An 18,497-nucleotide genomic window follows, 5' to 3' on the forward strand; every position below is an offset into this window, starting at 1 on the left:
GAGGCCTATGGCAACAATCTTTAAGAAAAAAACTTTACAAAAAGAGGTTTGTTTTTCTACATATTTCCACTCTTATATGTTCATGCTAGTAAAAAAGTGGAATCGGGATATTTTAGATAAGGTCCCGTAGATAAGAGGAGGACGTTTTGATGAAACGTTTTGTAGCAATCACAAGTTGTCTAGCTTTGTCACTAGCGATTGTAGGGTCCCCGTCTCTGGTGCTTGCTGCGCCATCTGAGTTTGAGGTAAATCAATATCTAGAAGAAATCGGCTGGACCAGACACGACCTTGATACGTATTTGAGTTTTTATGAGGTTAGCTTGGATGATTTTAAGGATGTGCAACAGCTTGAATCAGAGCTTGGTACTCCAATCAATAAGGAAAATCTGCATTCAATGCTCAACTCCTTCAATTTAACGGAAGAGGAGCTGGACATACTTCTTTCGAGATTCGGAGAGAGGGTACAAGATTATACGTTTTTAGAAGATCTCGAGGTTGCTGTAGATTTTTATCATTCACATGAAGAGGAAGTAGCGAGAGCAGAAGATTTCCTTGTTTCTGTAGGCTTTAAAGCAGAAGAGGCCCGTCAACTATTCCGGCATATTTTGAGTCTGCCAAATGAACATCTTCATGGTGATTTGAGGGAGCTAGAAGAGAAGCTTGAAGAGGATCCTAACTCGGTGGAAAAAGTATTTACGCTATGGTCTGAATTTATGAATGCTTTTCAAGTCACGGCCTCCTTACATATGGAGAATCGAGAGGAAAAGGAGTCTATTAGTCAAGCGCAGCTTATGCAGCCTGGATGGTTAGAGGGGAAGGTCGTGAATCTCGAGCTTTTTAATAAAGATGGGGAATTACTTGCGACTGCCAAAATGAATGAACAGATACTATCCCCCGTATATGTACAGGAAACCGGAGCGGAGCTTATAAATCTCGGAAACTTAGGTGTGAAATTAAGTGATGAGCTTTACCATAATAGAATGCCTAATACCGCTTCCCCTTATGGAGCGGGAATGGCTTTAGGGTTAGTTTTACTATTCTTATCTTCACTTGCGTACAGAAAAACTGTAAAAATGAACAGAGGCTAAATGAATGAAGACTACCATACTTACCATTCGGCTGGTGTCGATCCTGTTGTTTGTAGGAGGGGCTGCATTGTTTGTTGGAAGCAGTGCGGCCTTTTGGGAAGGATATTCTTCGGTGGAGAAAATAAATAGAGAGCCGAAAACGGAGCAGCCTGCCACCTCTGATACGGAGTTGGAAAGGGGCGACCTTATCGGCAGTTTGTTGATTCCGAGGCTCGACGCTAAGATTCCTGTCTTTCACGGTTCCACAGAAGATGAGCTTATAAAAGGAATAGGTCATGTCGAAAACAGCAAATTACCTGAAGAAAACGGAAATATTGTTCTCTCTGGTCATCGTGATACCGTTTTTAGAAAACTAGGGGAGCTAGAAGTTGGCGACCTTTTACAATTAGAGATGGCAGCTGGAATTTACACGTATAAAATAAAAAAAATCCGGACTGCCGACGAGGATGACCTTACTGTACTCGTTCCCCGCCCTCGTGAAACCTTGACGGTAACAACCTGTTATCCTTTTACCTATATTGGCAGTGCACCGGAGCGCTATATTTTGGAGGCAATGCGGATAGACAAAAAGGTGCCATCCTTATAGGATACGTAGTTCGGTTGTGCGGTAGAAAACGGTAGTTAACAGGAGAATTCGTATAGAGATTCCAAGTTCTCCAGGTAATTGGAGGTTGGATACCAAACTTTTGACTATCAAGGGGGAAAAGGACTTGCTGAAGTCCGGGGAAGTTGTACTTTAGTCTGATATTCCTGCGCCTGAAAATTATTTAATCCAAGTTTCTGATTTATAATCCAACTTTTGATTTTATAGTCTAACTTTTAGATTTATGAGCCACTTTTTCATTTTATCGTCCATTTGAAGCAATATAAATGCCATTCGACACACACCGACAAATTATGCGTATAGCAAAGGTCAAACAATACTATTAAAGGGTGCATAAACTGAGCAACATAAAATAAACGCAGGAGGACAATCCCCCCTGCGTTTTCTCATGCAATTTAATTCGCTTTTCTACACCAGATTAAACTTAGCCCTATAGGAGCCGCTCTTACTATTGTGTATAGACTACTTTGATTGTACAAGAGGTTTTGAATTAATTTTTTCTTTAAAAGCTTGAACGAGATCTTCCCCCTGAAACCCTTCATGAACTAAGCTTTCCAAGAGTTTTTCCGAGTAATTGTCTGTTCTGCGGTGCAATTCACCTTCTAGTAGAATACTCATATGCTCGTCCATTACGGAGACATTCCTGATGACTGTTTGAAAAGATGCAGGAGCATTTGTCTTTTTTGAAATGGTGGCCTGCACATGCAAGGTCTCATTATTTTCATAGATTTTCTCGTACAGTTCGGCTTTTACTTTAGGAAGCAGTGCTTCTATAAGCCAGTTTTCCTTCCCGTACTCTCTATTAATTATTAATCCGTCTTGTAAGTCCAATTCCTCCACGCTTTCATCATCATGAACGATGGACAATGCAACAAGTTTGAATGTTTTCATCCTGTCCCTCCAACTGGCATTATTGTCATGCAGGTACTTACTTAATTTGGTTTTATTATATCATATTAGGCCCTCAAAGATACCTCTTCCATCTCCTTTGCAAAATATCTCGAAAAACAATGAAAATTGTGTTATTGACGAAAATATTATCTCAAAATGCGAAAATGAACTAGGGGAAAATCAAATTTTAAAGGGAGATACCCAATGAATATAAGCTAATACTCATTTTATCTTTCTTTATCGTTCCGTTATGATAACCATGCAACAAGGATGCTCATACTAAAGGAGGGAAAATTGTGATTAATGAAGTGGTTCTGGTAGGACGTTTAACGAAGGACCCCGATTTGCGGTATACAACAGACGGTGTAGCTTTGGCTAGCTTTCGTTTAGCAGTAAATCGAAACTATAAAAATCAAGAAGGAGTGGTGGAAGCGGATTTTGTCTCTTGCACAGTCTGGAGGAAGCTTGCTGAGACAACGGCAAACTACTGCCGTAAGGGTGCGCTGGTCGGTGTCACGGGTAGAATTCAGACTCGAAAGTATGAAGGTCAAAATGGTGACACTGTTTATGTGACAGATGTACTTGCGGATAGTGTCAGGTTTATGGAAAGAAAGCCGGCGACTACTGAACATGAAAGAGTTTCAAGTTAGTTTTTCTTTGTACATGAGTATTACCTAAATGAATATGTTTTAATAAGCACTGGGTTCCCCTCCTAGAATGCTTTAGCCCTTCTTACATAAAAGGCGAATTGCAGAAAATAGCTGCCTTTTTCTATTGCTTAGCTTTTGTTGGTAAGCCCTCTTGGATCTTCTAGAGAAAAATGATACCTCACAGTTCTCCATTATTTGTGCCAATCTCTTTGGGGGTTGGCTTTTTTTGTTGAAAGGTTAAAGATAATTAGAAAAATAGTAGGTTTCTGTTTAAACTCCCTGTTCCTTTCCGTTTCAGGTGATCGCTTTCCGCGGGGCGGTGCGGGAGCCTCCTCGGCTGCGCCTGTGGGGTCTCCCGTCTACCGCTATCGCCCGCAGGAGTCGATCACCCTCCACTTCAATCCACAGGGTGGAGGACTTTATAGAAGATGACGTTATCTTCATTTTTAATGGTGGGAAGTCTTTACCTAAAGGGCTGCTCCGGGAAAAAAAGGTGCTATTTAAACTCCCTGTTCCTTTCCGTTTCAGGTGCTCGCTTTCCCCAAGCGCCCCGCGGAAAGCGAAGCCTGGCGCGCAAACCAACAGCGTATACTAAGGCTCTTAAAATAAGCTGTATCTGGCTATTCAGCAATGTTAATAACTTACTTATTAAAAAAACAGCAAAAAAAATAATAAGGAGTGTTCTAATGATAGAGTACCGGTTATCAAGTGTTAACTTTCATCCATCCAAATTGCAGGTAGTGTCAGAAAGAGAAAGTTATTGTGTGTATATAAAGGAACCATCATGTATCCGTCACACCAAGCCTATCTATCGCGATAACCGTCACAATCAACCCAACTCCACCTTAAAAAGTATCTCCGTAAATGCACACGAAACACTTGAACTACAATTCCGTTCCGAGAAGGAACAACCAATTATTTCTATTGTGATACAACTTCCAGGCTATCAATTATCTATATCTTCGTATATTTGGCATCAGCATCGCAAAGCGTACATCAAAATCACTAATGCAGAACACTATAATGAAAAACTAACCAAAAGCTTATTGGAACGGATTTATATTAAGTATCGAGGGGAAACCACCTTTTTAACATTAAGTCACAGAGGGATATCGGGTTTGGGTGCAGGGAGAAGGATACATAGCATTTAGTGTGGAGATATGTATTCGGTTTAGCAGGGCTGCTTACCATAAACGGTGTATAAAGCTAAACAAAAGAGGACACACCGATACTATCTAGGTAGAAATGTGGTGGTCCTATAATGTTTTTTAAAAGAAGAAAGTATTATTATCTTCTTCTCGCTAGTGGATGGACAATCTTGGTGTTTCACCTTTCCTCGATGTCGTATGTGGAACAGGATTTGAAACCTTATTTACGGCTTTTTGTCGAAGAAGACGTCATTATATCGTGGTTTCATTCGATGCATTTATCCTATAGTGGAAACGTAGTTAGTGTGGAGTCGTTGGGTGGTTATTCTTTTCTTGAATTTGTCTTGCGAAAGGGTGCACATTTATTTTTTTATTTCATGCTAGGATTTGTACTCGTTCGCTATTTCCGTACCTTTTTAGTAGGTAAAGCTGGGAAGTCCATTCTTTTAGGTTTCTGTATGGTGCTGCTGATTGCGATGTTAGATGAATTTCTACAGCATTTGAATCCCAATCGAAGCGGGATGTGGTTGGATGTTTGGCTAGATTGTACAGGAGGATTCTTAGGGGTAATTTTAGGCTCTTTAAGTGATCAGACCTTTGGTACACAAAAAAGAGTAGACCATTCGATGTGAACGGTCTACTCTTTTACCGAAGTGTAAGTAAATCCTTTAAATCCTCATTGCTTAATTCTGTAATCCAGCCTTCGCTCGTAATAATTTGGTTGTTTAAGGCTTGCTTGGATTCAATCATTGCATCAATTTTCTCCTCAAGCGTTCCCGTTGCGATAAACTTATGAACATGCACAAATCTGTTTTGTCCGATTCGATAGGCACGATCTGTGGCTTGATTTTCCACTGCAGGATTCCACCAACGGTCATAATGGATAACATGGTTGGCTGCCGTTAGGTTGAGACCTGTACCGCCGGCTTTTAAGGAGAGGACTAGTACATTAAATTCTCCCTCTTGGAAATCCGATATTAGATTATCGCGGTCTTTTTTTACAACGCTGCCATTTAAGAATCGACCTGTTTCACCTAATGCCTTTTCAAGTGCTTCAATAATCATATTCCCCATTGCGATGTACTGTGTGAAGATTAGACAGCTTTCGTTACGGAGACGAATTTGTTCCACTAGTTCCACAAGCTTTTCCATTTTTGTCGAGCGCATGAGTAAGTTATCTGGTTTTTCTTCTTTTAAATAAAGGGATGGATGATCGCAGACCTGCTTAAGCTGGCCAAGCATCTTCAATACAAGCCCTCTTCGCTGGATGCCTCCAACTGATTCAACTTTATCGAGTGTTTCCTTTACCAGCTGCTCATAGATTGAAGCTTGCTCCACGGTTAATGGGCAATATTCCTTTTGCTCCTGTTTGGAAGGTAAATTAAGTGCTACCTGTTCATCCTGTTTCGTTCGTCGGAGCAGAAATGGCTGGATGAGCGTTTGTAGCTGTTGAATCTTTTGCTTATCTTGATCCTTTTCAATTGGCAGGACGAATTGCTTATGAAAAGAGCCTAGCGAGCCAAGATATCCCGGGTTAAGAAAATCAAATATCGCCCATAGCTCAGAAAGACGATTTTCCATTGGTGTTCCGGTTAAAGCGATATGGTGTTTTCCTTTTAGGTTTCGAACAGCCTGGGATTGTTTTGTATCAGCATTTTTGATATTTTGTGCTTCGTCAAGACAAACAGAACTCCATATCACATTCGCTAATTCTTCCTCGTCCAAGTGGGATAGGGCGTAGGAAGTCAGAACAACGTCTGCCCCTTTAATGGACGATGGAAACGCCTCGTTTTTAGCACGATTTTGCCCGTAGTGAAGCCTAACCTGTAAGCTTGGAGCGAATTTTTCCAGTTCCTTTTGCCAGTTACCAAGAACAGAAGTGGGACAGATAATTAGGACAGGCTCTTGGGTCTTTTCCCGAATCTTACACTCTAAAAAGTAGGCAATGAGTTGGATCGTTTTTCCAAGTCCCATATCATCGGCTAAACATGCTCCAAATCCATGCTTTCTTAAGAACAGCAACCATGCAGCTCCTTGCTCCTGATATGGCCTCAGCTCACCATGGAAGGAGGAGGGTGCTTGGAAGTGAGGTATTGCCTTACTTTGATATAACTGTTCAAGCAGCTGTTGCAGAGCTCCTGTCATTTCGTAGGTAATTTCGGCCCTCGAGGAGCTTTCTGCTGCTTCTTGCATTTCTGCCAAGCTGTTTGCTGCATTACTTTTTAACAGATCTTCTATTCGTATGCCTGTTTGTTCTGCTTGCTTCATCATTTGTTTTATTTCTTCAATAAAGCTTGGATCTAATACGACCCATTCGCCTTTTATCTGAACAAGTCGCCGGTTTTGTTCGACTAATGCTAAAAACTCTTCTTCAGAAAGCTCAGTATTTCGAGTGGAAAATCGCCATTCAAAGTTAACAAGCGTCTGCAAACCAACAAACGATTGAGAAGAGGATGATTTTTTTGAACTGGTTGCTCGTGCCTTTATTTTCAAGCGGGAATCTTTCACTGCTTGCCACCATGAAGGGAGATAAATGAAGCTCCCTATTTCCAAAAGTCTTTCACTGCCATCTACTAAAAATCTCCAAGCGTCTTCTTCTGTTAATGCTTCCCGCATCTGACCATTGGAAAAAAGAGCTGGTGTTACTTGCTGCCATTTTTTAAAGCTACGCTCTACTTCTTTTTTGTACTTTTTATAGGAAGCGGGAAGTTTATCCTGCTGCCATACGTACAATTCCTCTGATTTGTTGTCTTTTAGAAGTGTTTCCAGCTTCCAATCTGCATACTCTTCTTCTGGTTCCAAAAGACGTAAGCCGACCGTAAATGGGGTCGGGTTCTTTATCCAGCCGATATCTCTGAGCCAGTCTTCTTCATCCAGGTAGAAAGTAGGTGTACCCAAGTTTAGCTGATGTGTCGGGTTATTTTTATAATTAGGCCAATAAGTCTGCAACGTTTCTTTTTTATCATTCTCTAACCAATTGTTCATAATGGAACTGATCCAATCCTCCATTTTTTCCTTATAGGCAGGGAGGAGGGGATTCTGCTCGATGAGTTGTGTTCCTTCTTTTGTTAACGAAAAGGTTAGTGTTCCTTCCTGCCACCTAGCAAAGTTAGGTTGAAAGGCCTTTTGCTCCAAAAGAGCGGAAACAGTTGGTGCCAGCAAGCGGTATAACTCAGACTGATCACACCATTCTAGCTTTAAAAAAGAATTCTCTGTATTATTGGCAAACAGCTCTAATGCATCTGAGGGAGATAAGAAAATTCCTGTTTTTCCGAGAAAAGAGGATTCGCGGAGAAAGGAACCGAAAAAAGACCCTTCGTGCCAAGTGAAAAGGAACGGAATGAAGCGTGATGGCGGCAGAATAGATGAATTAAGCTGCACATATAGAAAAAAATTATTTTGTTCTTTGATGTATTCTGAGTTAGCTGATAATGAACCATTAATCATATAGGAATCTTCCTTTTTTTAATTCTTCTTGGAAGGATCGCAAGCGCTTAGTACCTTCTTTGATTTGGTTAATATATTGGAGCCACACATCTTCGAGCTTTTCTTTTTTATATAGTGAATGAAGGCTTTTCAATAAGCTTGCCGCCTCTTTATAGGAAGACTTGTTACGCTGCCCGATCGCTTGCTGCACCGCAATATGATAAAGCGGAAAGAGCGCATACGGGTCTGCTTTTTTGATTTGCTTTATTTTATAAGATTCCAGCCCGCTAAGCTCAAAGCCCATCCAAAGCTGAAGCTCCACCCATTTGCGATATTTTTTAGTTTCAAAAAGATACCACTCGTACTCGCCATAGCTATAAGGCATCAATTGTTTCATGGCCGAAATATACATAACATCGTGTTTCGTTTCCAAGGCATAATCAGTTAAGAGCTTCAATAGGTGCTTGGTAAGCTGCCTTTTCCGGTCGTAAGTAGGCTCGTCATGAATATAGTCCGTGACAAAGGGCATCGTGACTTGCAACCAACTATCCAAACGGTCTTTTGATTTGGTCTTTGCAAGCGTTTGAAGCCAGTTAAAAACATAAGGTGCATACTGGTGTGCGTTCTTTTTCACAATTTGCAAGGCTTTTTCATCCTTCTTCTGTAGGAATAGCAAATGTGTCTTCGCTAGCTGAGCTTGAAGGCTATCGTTGCCTTCCAAGACTTTCAATTCAGAAGTCATCCAATTTCTCCGTTGAAAAACATCGTTCCATACAAATTGGTAGGAATAGAAAACTTCACGAATAAACGGTTCTTCTTGTGACAGAAGGGAATGACGGAAAATTTCTCTGCTTTCTTTTAATAGAGAGTCCAATTGGAAAGCAATCGCACTATGAAACAGACCTTTTGCTTCTGCTTCCACAATGTCGACAAAGCGATGGATAATATCTAATATGTATTGAAACGGTTGAGAGGTGTCATAGCTCTTAATTACTTGCCTCATGCAATAGAACGCAGCATGTAATACAAATAATGGCCGTATTTCTGTTTTCTTGGGTGCTTGTAGACGCAACGTTGGAAAGAAGGCGTGCGTTAATCCTGTTAAATATGTGCGTGTTGATGGAATGGTTCGTTTATATTGATCATGCTTTGACTCAACAAATGCAAGCCAGCTTGCAAGAGATGTATCGCTATAACGATCGACCTCTTTTTGTTGTAGGGGTAATGATTGATCACCGAAACTAGATGCTTCCGACTTCCATTGGTCAATTAGCGAAGCAATAGTTTTTGATTGCGACCATACTGTTAGAAAGGTCGCAAGCTGATGCGCACACATTGATTCAGAGCCACAAGAACACCGGCTTAAATCGTTTATCTCAAAATCAAGCAAAACATGCCGGTGGCCACCATCCTGTACCTTTCCATTCACATTTGTACCTTCTTCTGAAGCATAGATTACATTTCCTTGCCGAAAAAGTTGCAAAGCTTCTTTTAAAAGTACTCTATTTTTATCCTCTGACAACGGATAGGTATTCATTAGCCAAGCTGCAAATTGCTCCATTTTTGTCACCACCAACATCTGTTATAACGAATAAAAGGCCTACTTTTCATTGTAGACCTTCTCATCACCGAAAAAACTTCTTATTCTATTATAGATTCTTTAGCAAGGAGTTACAACCTTAGGAGATAACTCGTGCTTAATCCACTTGGAATGTTTCTTTAGCTGATGCATAATGGTTCGGATCTGCGAAAACAAATTCTATTGTGTACTCTCCTTTAGAAAGACCAGATGCCACTTCTTCATAATTTGCTGTATAAGTTAACGTGTCACCAACAGGAAGCAAGATTTCTTGGATTGCCTGCGTATACATTCTTCCTTCTGAATGCTGCTTGACCATTACTCCCTCAGCATCATAAACCATGTAATCGTATTCTTTCCCTGAAGAAAACGTGATTTCGGCATCCTCATCTAGATTATTTTTAACTGTAAAGAGAAAAGTATCATCCGAATATTCCAAGCTGCTGGATAATTCAGCCTGGTTTTCATTCGTATTGTCTTCAAACCTTTCTCTAGTTGTATCCTTCTTTTGTTCTTCTCCATTACTATTTTCTTCTTCAGCTTCGTTATCATCACCATTATTATTGTTATTGCTACCCCCTTGATTCTCCTCTGAATCCGTTTCTTCAGGAAGCTCCTGGGCGGAGTTGTTTTGTGTTGTCCCACAAGCAGCTAATAAAACTAACATCGTAAGTAAAAGCAGTATTCTCTTCATACTACATCCTCCATTCAGGTAAATTTCTATAGTAAAACGCTTCATTCACACTTTTAACATTCGTTTAAATGAATGATAACTCTCTTTGTAAGTATAGACGAAGTTTAATATAAAAGGTTACAAGGGGAAGGAGGGGGTGACATTTGCTGAATTCTGTAAATAAATCACAGCTTGTGCATAGTATATCTAATTAAAGTTTTTAAAAAATTGGTTTGAGGTGAGCTGGTTATGAAGATAGCAATAGATGCAGGTCATGGATTTAGTACAGCTGGGAAACGTACTCCTGATGGAATGAGAGAATATGAGTTTAATAGAATTGTGGCACAATATGTCCGACAAGAACTATTAAAGTATCAGCAAGTAGAAATTATGTTTACCCATTCTGATGAACGAGATGTTCCTTTAAAAGAGCGTACCGATCGTGCAAACAGCTGGAATGCTAAAGCATTTGTTTCCATTCATGCAAATGCTTATGGTTCAGGAGGGTGGAACAGTGTCCAGGGGATTGAGACATATACGCCAGTTGTTGCTTCCCCTAATTCAGACAGGCTGGGGGCGATGGTTCACAGAAGATTAATTCAAATGACTGGTAGAAGAGATCGAGGCATTAAAACCGCAAACTTCCATGTGCTCAGAGAAACAAAGATGGCATCCATTCTATGTGAGTGTGGGTTTATGACCTTTTATCCAGAAGCACAGCTTCTGAAAACGGACAGCTATCGCAGAACCTGTTCACAAGCAATTGCATGGGGGTTAGTGGAATATTTCGATTTAAAGTTAAAGCCAACTGAACCACCCTCAACTGATTTATATAAGATTCAAGTTGGGGCTTTTAAAGCAAAAGAGAACGCAGATAATCTTGCCGAAGAATTAAATGCAAAGGATTATCAAACATTTGTTTATTTTAATCAAAGCCTTTATAAAGTACAAGCTGGTGCATTTGCCGAAAAAGAAAACGCAGACCAACTAGCATCCCGGCTTCGAGGACAAGGCTATTCAACTTTTATAACATTTGGATAAAGTGAAATGGAGTGTACACCACAAGTTGTATGATAGAGCTAAGTTATGTATTTGAGAATTAGACTCACAAATAAGGATGTTCGAAAATAGTGTTTAATATTTAACGTACCTAGCTGTTGATTGGAGCGAAAGGTGGAGGCCCCCAAGCGCCCCGCGGACGCGAAGCCTTGCGCGGAAATCAACAGCGGTATTAAACGTAGCCTTTCGTCCCTGAGACTATTCTTTTTTCTTATAACTGTATTCTATTATCAACAAAAATTTACTAATCTTTGCAAAAAAACAGGAAAATTGTCCTTATTCATCGAAATTAGATATGTAGCAAAGAATATCAAGATGAAAGGGGGCGCAAACATGAAAAGGTTTGGAATTGGTCCAAAAACCAAAGCTGTCATAAATTTTGTTTGTTTTGCCTTATCGTTATTATTATTAATTTATAATATTAGTATAGTAGGATTTTTTTATCTAATTATTGCATATGGAGAACAGCAGGGACTCTTAATTTATTCATTAATTAGTGTGGCAGGAATATTTCTCGTCATTATCCCACTAGTTTTTAGAATGGCTAAGCAGAAGTTCTATCACTATACATTAGTGGCGACTCATTTGGTAGCGGCAGTATTACCTTTTTTGATACAAAGAATATCTGGGTTAATTGGAGGATTACTTTAGGGGAGACTAGAAGTAGATTTAACTATTGAAGTTTTCAGATTTTTAGGTAAAATAGAAGATACGAAACCGCTTGCACTAGATTGTGATTACATACTCTAAAGTGCTGGCGGTTTATTTCTTTGTCAAAAGCTTTTATAATGAAATTAGATGGAATACTTTATAGTGTTAAGGATTAGGCTAGCTGGGTCTCCAGCCTACCGCTACCTCTCGCAGGAGTCTACGCCTTTTGCTCTAATCATCAGCTAGAGAAGTACAATTATTTACATTCATATATAACAGATTCTTAAAATATATAAGCTAGTGAAAATAGAATTTCCCTTCATTAAAATAATGGGTGATTTCGTCGGTGCAAGGGAAACGAAAAGGAGCAGTGTGGATCAGTGAGAAAAGGTATGGTACTTGCCCTCTTGTTAATGATAGGAGGCGCTTCGTTTATCGGGTATGGATTGTATGAAAAGGTGACATTGGATCGCAAGACAGAAGCAGCACTTCAAGATGCTGTTGCTTTGACTGGCAACAACAAGAATCAGGAAGGTCAACAAGACAACACTAAAAAAGAGCGTCCAACGAGACCGGAAGATTGGAATCCTGAACACGGAGAAGTTGTTGGTGTGTTGCAGATTCCTAAATTTGAAGCGCAGTTGCCGATTGTCGAAGGTACAGACCCGGATGATTTGGAAAAGGGTGTAGGTCATTTCCGCGGAGCGTCCTATCCAGGGGAGCTCGGCCAAATAGTTTTTTCTGGCCATCGTGATACAGTCTTTCTTCGTCTCGGTGAGTTGGAGCTGGGAGACAAATTCGTCGTTTCTCTCTCTTATGGAGACTTTATGTATGAAATATACGACACGAAAATTGTAGATGACGATGATACATCCATTATCACGCTACAAAAGGAAAAAGAAGAATTAATACTGACCACCTGTTATCCATTTACACTGACTGGTAGAGCTCCTGAACGATATATTGTGTATGCGAAACCAGTGGATTTTTAGAAGAAGAAGAAGGCACCATTATAGGTGTTCTTTTTTTACGTATTCTATCGACAAAAATTTAATTATGTTTATAGGTCATAAATCCTTTTATCAAATAATAATTTTATGGTATTTTAATACAAAAATAGCAAATAGTTTCCTGGTTTTTATATATTAATATAACTTTTTATTGTTGTAGAATATGATGCTATTTATTAATTTGGTTTAAAAAGGTTGTAATTTACGTAATTCGACAAAATACACCCGTTTCTCATTCCTTTTTCCTATGATAATATAATAAACAGAGAAAATAAGAGAGTAGTAAAAATGTACTATCTTAAAAGGGGGAATCAACATGATAGATATACACTGTCATATACTACCATCAGTTGACGATGGAGCGAAACATATGACTGAAAGTATTGAGATGGCAAGAGCGGCTGTTCAACAGGGTATTACCACTATCGTTGCAACACCCCATCATAATGACGGTAAATATCTTAATATAAAGACAGAAGTTCTTGAAAAGGTAAATGAACTGAATGCGCGGTTGAAAAAGGAAGCAATTGATCTAACTATCTTACCCGGACAAGAATGCAGAATTACGGGCGAGTTACTTGACCAATATGAAAAAGGTGAAGTACTTACATTAAATAACACTGGGAAGTATCTATTTCTTGAATTGCCTTCTAATCAAGTTCCGATGTATACGGAAAAACTTGTGTATGATATGCAAATGAAAGGCTTGGTACCAATTATTGTTCATCCTGAGCGTAATTCGGAGCTTATCGAGTCCCCGGAGAAGCTATACCAATTAGTGAAAAAAGGAGCATGTACGCAAGTGACTGCTGCAAGTGTGGCAGGGAAGTTCGGTAAAAAGATTAAAAAATTTTCACTTGATCTAATTGAGTCCAATCTCGTGCATTTTATCGCTTCGGATGCCCATAATATAAAAAACCGCACCTTTGTAATGAAAGAGGCTTATGAAATTATTCGCAAAGAATTTGGACAAGATGTTACGTATATGCTGATGGAAAATTCCGAGTTATTGGTAGAGGGACAGACCATTATAAAGGAAATTCCTGAAAGAATTAAGAAGAAAAAGCTGTTAGGCTTGTTTAAATAATAATGAAACCTGTTGTTGCTTATTTAAAGCTGAAAAACATGAATAACGAGAGAATTGCAATCGGTGCTATTGTAGGCCTATAAAAGAAGGAGCCTTCCTAATTTGGAAGGCTCCTTCTTTTGCTATTCGTTCTTAGCTACCTCTTTTTTTTCCATATCCAAATGCTCGCGAAGTTTATTGGATATTTCTAATCTATCTTCCTCCGAAACGATAAGATACCAGATATCTTGTGTGCCATTATTAATGAACTCTCCATGACCTTTAATTTGATGCTGATCTAGGCTATGCCTCGCATCCTTATAGTTTGATTGGATGTCCACCATTTCATCAAAGGTTAAGTTGGTTCTAACATTATTCCCTAACACATCTAAAATGTCATCGAATTTAGTGATGGAAGAAACAGATGCCCCTTTATCGATAACCCCTTGTATGATTGCTCGTTGGCGTTTTTGTCTTCCGAAGTCATTGTCTGGGTCTTCATAGCGCATGCGGGAATAGTTTAAAGCGGATTCCCCATCAAGTTCTAATTCTCCTTCTGGAAACTCATCGCCTCCATAACTAAAGGAGAGATTATTATCTACTTTTACTCCGCCGACGGCATCGACAATATCCTTAAAGCTTTCCATGTTTACTTGTACATAATAATCAATTGGGATATCCAAAAAGTTTTCAACTGTAGCAATAGACATTTCAGGTCCGCCAAAGGCGTAAGCGTGATTTATTTTATCCATGAAGCCGTAATCTTCCCCAACCATTTCAGTTCTTGTGTCACGAGGAATACTAACCATCTGCATCGATTGTTCATTAGGATTTACCGTTAATACAATCATGGAGTCTGAGCGGCCAGAATCATTGTCCCTTTCATCTACGCCTAAGATGAGAAAGGATAATGGGTCCCTTTTTTTGAAGTCCACTTCTGCAGGGCGTTTGTCAGATGATGTGCGATCCAATGGTGTATGCATATCTGTTGCAGTATTTTCTAAGGATTTATATACGGAAAAGGCAAATATTCCTACGCCTATAGTGACAATTCCTATTACAATAACTAGTATGATGAACCATTTCTTTCTGAACATATTACATCGTCCTTTTAGTAAAGAATTATATATCTATTAAGCTATTATAAGTTATTTTTAAACAAAAATACAATTTATGGTGATAAAATACAAGAAAATCAGACAAATTTCGGAGTACTTATTGTAATATATCCTTATAATAGTATATTTGGTATGAGGTGGTATAAATGAGATTTTTAATAACTTTAGTGATTTTGGCATGTTTCACAGCATTAGTCTTTGGAAATTTCCATTGGAAACAAAAGATAGGGAATTCTACATATGTTGAAGCAACTTCAAACCCACAGAAAAACGCAGGTGACGAACAGAATAATGACCCTGCCAAGAAGGGGGAGGAAATTGACCGCCCATTAAATGAAAAACTAGCTTCTTTACCTGAGGAGGTCATTTCCTATATAGAGGAAGCAGATTCACAGGGTAAAACCATTGAATTATTAATTATTGGGTCAGAAGTGAATACAATGGGGAACAATCCGTGGACAGAGATTTTTCAACTGAAAATGGAAGAGGCGTATGAAGAATTGTTTCATATTACTGTAAAAGAAATTCCTTATGGAACATCTCAGCAAGTAGTTAATGAACAATTGCATATGGAGGATAGTGGAACCCCAGATCTAATCATATTAGAGCCATTCCTTCTTAATGACAATGATGTTGCATATCCATTTGAGCAGTCACTTGAAAATGTCCAGACCATGATTAAGGATTTTAGGGATTTGAATCCAGAAGTATTTGTTTTTCTTCAACCGGCCCATCCCTTACCGGGTGCCGTATTTTATCCCCAAGATATGAAGAAGTTTCAGGAGTTTGCCCTCGAGCAGGGCTACCCATATATCGATCATTGGACCAATTGGCCATTGGATAATGAGTCGGAAATGGCAGAACATCTCTTAGCGGGAAGTATTGCCCCGAATGAATTGGGTCATAAACTTTGGAGTGAGTATATCGTGGACCTGTTCATTAGCGGGAAAAATTAATCAATGTAACAAGCCTGTAGTTCCGTTGGGACTCAGGCTTGTTGACTGTTTATTGGTAGTTTAGTTTGTACGAAGTAGGAAAAGAGTCGTGAGGGAAATAGCCTATATGAATATTAGCCATAAAATAAATATTAGCACCATTAAACTTAAATAAAGTAAGGAAAGGACCTTGCCAGTCTTCGAGTGGTTGGTGATGTTTTGAATAAATAGCGTTGGGATAAGCAGCCAGGGAATTAATAGTACAGTACCTAACAGGTAACCCAATACCGAAAACGGCTCGGTAGCTAATTTAAACATAAATGCTGGAATGATGAGGAAAACTGGACTTAAACAGGAGACGATTATGAATCGAAGCCAATAAGCCTCCATTGCTATTCCTATGCTCTTGAAATTTTGATCTTTGGTCCAATTGGAGAATCCGGTAAAGCGCTTCCTAATTAGTGGGATGAACCTGTGCGTAATTGCCGTCATTAATTTTTTTCACCTTCACTTTCCTAAAGTCGTTAGATTACTATATTCTATGTTCCTAATAAATTATTATGTACTCATCATCTGTTTATAGATAGAATGACAGAATGCTATTACTATTTTACCCGGAGTCATGAATTTTAAACCTTTATATTACAGTTAGTTTAATAGGAAACGATAAGAGAAGCCCCCCTTTTTATCTAGACAAAAGGGGAGTTTTCAGTTTAACAAGGTTAAATGAAGATGACCGTCAATAATTGATACTTTATAAACCCCGTCAGTAGAGGTCTCAGAATGGTCGTTTAAAAAATCAATAATATCCTCATCCTGATCCACGACGATAAGATAGTTTGAGTTATTTAAATGGTGCGTGAGAGAATCTCTTTTTTCCTTCGTATTGCTGCTTCGATAAATATAGTAGTTATTGCTTAACTGTTCATATGAAGCCAAATACCTCAAATAGCCGTTATCATTTGTGCTTCGAGGACTATAATATAAAACAGTGGGCTCTTCCGTAGTACCTGCTCGAATCAATTCGTAGTTTTCTTTTACCTTTTCTCTAATAGAAGAGGTTGGATCTGGTTTGTTCATTATGGAGGGAATATTATCGAGAAATGGATAAATATAAACTGCTACTAGAAAACAGGCAGAGAGAGTTGCTGCTAGTTTTGACTTCATGAAAAAATCAGACCTGCTCCACACAAGTGTTATGCATGTCATTAGGATCCCGGAATAATAAATAAACATGGTAGAATGGTACCTGCTGAATCCTGCTAGTCTCAATGCTTCATTTTCCGGCATAAGAAACAGGTACATCAAATATAGAAAAAACATGTAAAGTATATAAATGCCATTAGTAAATAGTATAGGTATGACTATTAAACGTGGCACCAATCTTTCTTTTATATAAGAAATTAATATAATAAATATCCCTATTGCATTTAATAGAATCATACTTTTAACATTTGCTGACTCAGGACTAGTAGCGGCTTTAACTATACTTTTGCCAAGAGTCTCCTTTAGATGCTCCGACTTATCATCAGCATTTAAATTTGAGGCTGTGACAGCAAATTTATTGCTTTCATAAGTAAATTCAGGATAGACCTTTTCTGTATATTTTGACCATAAAAAGTTGCTTCCAAAGGGGATTATTAGCGTACAAATGATTGCAATTGCTATGAGTTTTCTCTTATTAAAAGTATAGTTCTCCCCTTTGATGTGTTTCCAATATAGTATGCTGAAAATTAGAAGTGCATTAATAACAATAAATAATTTACCGCTATCCTTTACAAGCAATAATAAAACAAGGATAGGAGTGTTCACCAACAGACTTTTTTTCCAGTCATTTCGATAGAAATATGCAATGACCGTCACTGATAATGCAACAAGACCTAATAGTGTATCCACAAGTAAATTATATATATTTCCTTTGATAACAAATATTAAAGTCAGGCTGGTAACCAAAGCGACAATAATATGAAGGGGGTTTTTCCATTTGCAAAATGCAAGCAGGACAGTCAAGGTTGAGGCCAACAGAAATCCTTGGGCCATTAAAGTGTGGCTTTCTGAAAAGCCAAGCACTCTCACTATGTAATAAATGAATACGGCACTACCAGGAGGGTAATTCTTAAAAAGCACCATTGTGGTAGAATCAGGCAGCCCGTTAATTCGGTACATTTCCTTTACAATTAGCCCCCAATGACTGAAATTATCATAGTGTAGAAAAATCACATCTTTATAAACTGCAATTACAACAAGGGTTAATAATGTAAAAATTGCGATAGAAGGTGATAATATGTGCCTTATATTTTCTCTTCTCTTAATTAAGTAGTAGCTGTAGAAACAAAATAGCCCCAATCCTGTAAGGAAAATAAGGAGGGCCATATGTGGCATTATATTTAATAGACCAGCAAAGAAAACGAGACAAGTAACGAGAGCAAAGACAAAGATGGGAATAAAAGCAGAATGAATCTTGTATTTAATATCCGCCAGCATTCCCCATCCTATTAAAGAAATAAACAAAAGAACTAACGAACTTATATTTTCAACCATTGTCGAACTCCTCGATAGTAAAAACTTTATTATTGGATGTTTTGAAAACCTTGTTTTT

Annotated in this window: 17 protein-coding genes; 10 read left to right on the plus strand and 7 right to left on the minus strand. The window is 38.7% G+C overall.

Annotated elements, in window-relative coordinates:
• Positions 1 to 149: 149 nt before the first annotated feature.
• Both K9B36_RS06745 and K9B36_RS06750 read left to right on the plus strand, forming a co-directional pair.
• Positions 150 to 1,088 (plus strand): processed acidic surface protein, encoded by a 939-nt coding sequence (locus tag K9B36_RS06745; RefSeq protein WP_223701258.1) that lies wholly within the window; start codon positions 150 to 152, stop codon positions 1,086 to 1,088.
• 4 nt (positions 1,089 to 1,092) lie between these two features.
• Positions 1,093 to 1,674, plus strand: coding sequence for a class D sortase (locus K9B36_RS06750; protein ID WP_223701259.1), 582 nt, complete (start codon positions 1,093 to 1,095; stop codon positions 1,672 to 1,674).
• Positions 1,675 to 2,154: 480 nt separating this feature from the next.
• On the opposite strand, the gene K9B36_RS06755 is transcribed toward K9B36_RS06750, so the two are convergent.
• Entirely contained in the window at positions 2,155 to 2,583 is a 429-nt protein-coding gene (locus K9B36_RS06755; RefSeq protein ID WP_223701260.1) for a YwpF-like family protein, read from the minus strand.
• Between the two features lie 296 nt (positions 2,584 to 2,879).
• Between K9B36_RS06755 and ssb the strand changes: the two genes are divergently transcribed.
• The 3 genes from ssb (at position 2,880) to K9B36_RS06770 (ending at position 5,013) form a co-directional block, all read left to right on the plus strand.
• Positions 2,880 to 3,233, plus strand: coding sequence for a single-stranded DNA-binding protein (gene ssb, locus K9B36_RS06760; protein WP_223701261.1), 354 nt, complete (start codon positions 2,880 to 2,882; stop codon positions 3,231 to 3,233).
• Positions 3,234 to 3,919: 686 nt separating this feature from the next.
• On the plus strand, positions 3,920 to 4,384 hold the full coding sequence (locus tag K9B36_RS06765; RefSeq protein WP_223701262.1) for a hypothetical protein: 465 nt from the start codon (positions 3,920 to 3,922) through the stop codon (positions 4,382 to 4,384).
• A gap of 110 nt (positions 4,385 to 4,494) precedes the next feature.
• Positions 4,495 to 5,013: a VanZ family protein gene (locus K9B36_RS06770; RefSeq protein WP_223701263.1), complete on the plus strand. Its 519-nt coding sequence runs from the start codon at positions 4,495 to 4,497 to the stop codon at positions 5,011 to 5,013.
• Between the two features lie 13 nt (positions 5,014 to 5,026).
• Here the strand turns inward: K9B36_RS06770 and K9B36_RS06775 are convergent, their stop codons facing one another.
• The 3 genes from K9B36_RS06775 to K9B36_RS06785 all read right to left on the minus strand — a co-directional run bounded on the left by K9B36_RS06775 (position 5,027) and on the right by K9B36_RS06785 (position 10,080).
• Positions 5,027 to 7,828 carry a DEAD/DEAH box helicase gene (locus tag K9B36_RS06775; protein WP_223701264.1) on the minus strand — a complete coding sequence of 934 codons (2,802 nt, stop codon included), beginning with the start codon at positions 7,826 to 7,828 and terminating at the stop codon, positions 5,027 to 5,029.
• Positions 7,821 to 9,368, minus strand: coding sequence for a hypothetical protein (locus K9B36_RS06780; RefSeq protein ID WP_223701265.1), 1,548 nt, complete (start codon positions 9,366 to 9,368; stop codon positions 7,821 to 7,823). Before K9B36_RS06780 ends, K9B36_RS06775 begins: the two co-directional genes overlap by 8 nt.
• 136 nt (positions 9,369 to 9,504) lie before the next feature.
• The gene (locus tag K9B36_RS06785; protein WP_223701266.1) at positions 9,505 to 10,080 is read right to left on the minus strand and encodes a BsuPI-related putative proteinase inhibitor; all 576 of its coding nucleotides are present in this window, start codon (positions 10,078 to 10,080) and stop codon (positions 9,505 to 9,507) included.
• 228 nt (positions 10,081 to 10,308) lie between these two features.
• On the opposite strand from K9B36_RS06785, the gene K9B36_RS06790 reads away from it, so the two are divergent.
• The 4 genes from K9B36_RS06790 (at position 10,309) to K9B36_RS06805 (ending at position 13,866) form a co-directional block, all read left to right on the plus strand.
• The gene (locus tag K9B36_RS06790) at positions 10,309 to 11,100 is read left to right on the plus strand and encodes an N-acetylmuramoyl-L-alanine amidase (protein WP_223701267.1); all 792 of its coding nucleotides are present in this window, start codon (positions 10,309 to 10,311) and stop codon (positions 11,098 to 11,100) included.
• 351 nt (positions 11,101 to 11,451) lie between these two features.
• A complete protein-coding gene (locus K9B36_RS06795; RefSeq protein ID WP_223701268.1) occupies positions 11,452 to 11,769 on the plus strand; it encodes a hypothetical protein in 318 nt (105 codons plus the stop codon).
• A 392-nt stretch (positions 11,770 to 12,161) separates the two neighbouring features.
• Positions 12,162 to 12,761: a class D sortase gene (locus K9B36_RS06800; protein WP_223701581.1), complete on the plus strand. Its 600-nt coding sequence runs from the start codon at positions 12,162 to 12,164 to the stop codon at positions 12,759 to 12,761.
• Positions 12,762 to 13,095: 334 nt separating this feature from the next.
• On the plus strand, positions 13,096 to 13,866 hold the full coding sequence (locus K9B36_RS06805; RefSeq protein WP_223701269.1) for a tyrosine-protein phosphatase: 771 nt from the start codon (positions 13,096 to 13,098) through the stop codon (positions 13,864 to 13,866).
• Between the two features lie 122 nt (positions 13,867 to 13,988).
• Here the strand turns inward: K9B36_RS06805 and tagU are convergent, their stop codons facing one another.
• Positions 13,989 to 14,942 carry a polyisoprenyl-teichoic acid--peptidoglycan teichoic acid transferase TagU gene (tagU, locus tag K9B36_RS06810; protein WP_223701270.1) on the minus strand — a complete coding sequence of 318 codons (954 nt, stop codon included), beginning with the start codon at positions 14,940 to 14,942 and terminating at the stop codon, positions 13,989 to 13,991.
• Positions 14,943 to 15,109: 167 nt separating this feature from the next.
• Here tagU and K9B36_RS06815 point away from each other — a divergent pair, with 167 nt between their 5' ends.
• Positions 15,110 to 15,919: an SGNH/GDSL hydrolase family protein gene (locus K9B36_RS06815; RefSeq protein WP_223701271.1), complete on the plus strand. Its 810-nt coding sequence runs from the start codon at positions 15,110 to 15,112 to the stop codon at positions 15,917 to 15,919.
• A 102-nt stretch (positions 15,920 to 16,021) separates the two neighbouring features.
• On the opposite strand, the gene K9B36_RS06820 is transcribed toward K9B36_RS06815, so the two are convergent.
• Together K9B36_RS06820 and K9B36_RS06825 are read right to left on the minus strand one after the other, a co-directional pair.
• Positions 16,022 to 16,390 (minus strand): hypothetical protein, encoded by a 369-nt coding sequence (locus tag K9B36_RS06820; RefSeq protein WP_223701272.1) that lies wholly within the window; start codon positions 16,388 to 16,390, stop codon positions 16,022 to 16,024.
• 216 nt (positions 16,391 to 16,606) lie between these two features.
• Positions 16,607 to 18,439 (minus strand): hypothetical protein, encoded by a 1,833-nt coding sequence (locus K9B36_RS06825; RefSeq protein ID WP_223701273.1) that lies wholly within the window; start codon positions 18,437 to 18,439, stop codon positions 16,607 to 16,609.
• Positions 18,440 to 18,497: the final 58 nt, after the last annotated feature.

Source organism: Sutcliffiella deserti (genome assembly GCF_020037475.1).
GTDB lineage: Bacteria > Bacillota > Bacilli > Bacillales > Bacillaceae_I > Sutcliffiella_A > Sutcliffiella_A deserti.

Bases quoted from the DNA above. Each gene is read 5' to 3' on its own strand.
- K9B36_RS06750 (WP_223701259.1), top strand. From the start codon at position 1,093: ATGAAGACTACCATACTTACCATTCGGCTGGTGTCGATCCTGTTGTTT.
- K9B36_RS06780 (WP_223701265.1), bottom strand. From the start codon at position 9,368: ATGGAGCAATTTGCAGCTTGGCTAATGAATACCTATCCGTTGTCAGAG.
- K9B36_RS06800 (WP_223701581.1), top strand. From the start codon at position 12,162: ATGGTACTTGCCCTCTTGTTAATGATAGGAGGCGCTTCGTTTATCGGG.
- K9B36_RS06790 (WP_223701267.1), top strand. From the start codon at position 10,309: ATGAAGATAGCAATAGATGCAGGTCATGGATTTAGTACAGCTGGGAAA.
- K9B36_RS06765 (WP_223701262.1), top strand. From the start codon at position 3,920: ATGATAGAGTACCGGTTATCAAGTGTTAACTTTCATCCATCCAAATTG.
- K9B36_RS06745 (WP_223701258.1), top strand. From the start codon at position 150: ATGAAACGTTTTGTAGCAATCACAAGTTGTCTAGCTTTGTCACTAGCG.
- K9B36_RS06820 (WP_223701272.1), bottom strand. From the start codon at position 16,390: ATGACGGCAATTACGCACAGGTTCATCCCACTAATTAGGAAGCGCTTT.
- K9B36_RS06795 (WP_223701268.1), top strand. From the start codon at position 11,452: ATGAAAAGGTTTGGAATTGGTCCAAAAACCAAAGCTGTCATAAATTTT.
- K9B36_RS06770 (WP_223701263.1), top strand. From the start codon at position 4,495: ATGTTTTTTAAAAGAAGAAAGTATTATTATCTTCTTCTCGCTAGTGGA.
- K9B36_RS06805 (WP_223701269.1), top strand. From the start codon at position 13,096: ATGATAGATATACACTGTCATATACTACCATCAGTTGACGATGGAGCG.
- K9B36_RS06825 (WP_223701273.1), bottom strand. From the start codon at position 18,439: ATGGTTGAAAATATAAGTTCGTTAGTTCTTTTGTTTATTTCTTTAATA.
- K9B36_RS06785 (WP_223701266.1), bottom strand. From the start codon at position 10,080: ATGAAGAGAATACTGCTTTTACTTACGATGTTAGTTTTATTAGCTGCT.
- K9B36_RS06755 (WP_223701260.1), bottom strand. From the start codon at position 2,583: ATGAAAACATTCAAACTTGTTGCATTGTCCATCGTTCATGATGATGAA.
- K9B36_RS06815 (WP_223701271.1), top strand. From the start codon at position 15,110: ATGAGATTTTTAATAACTTTAGTGATTTTGGCATGTTTCACAGCATTA.
- tagU (WP_223701270.1), bottom strand. From the start codon at position 14,942: ATGTTCAGAAAGAAATGGTTCATCATACTAGTTATTGTAATAGGAATT.
- K9B36_RS06775 (WP_223701264.1), bottom strand. From the start codon at position 7,828: ATGATTAATGGTTCATTATCAGCTAACTCAGAATACATCAAAGAACAA.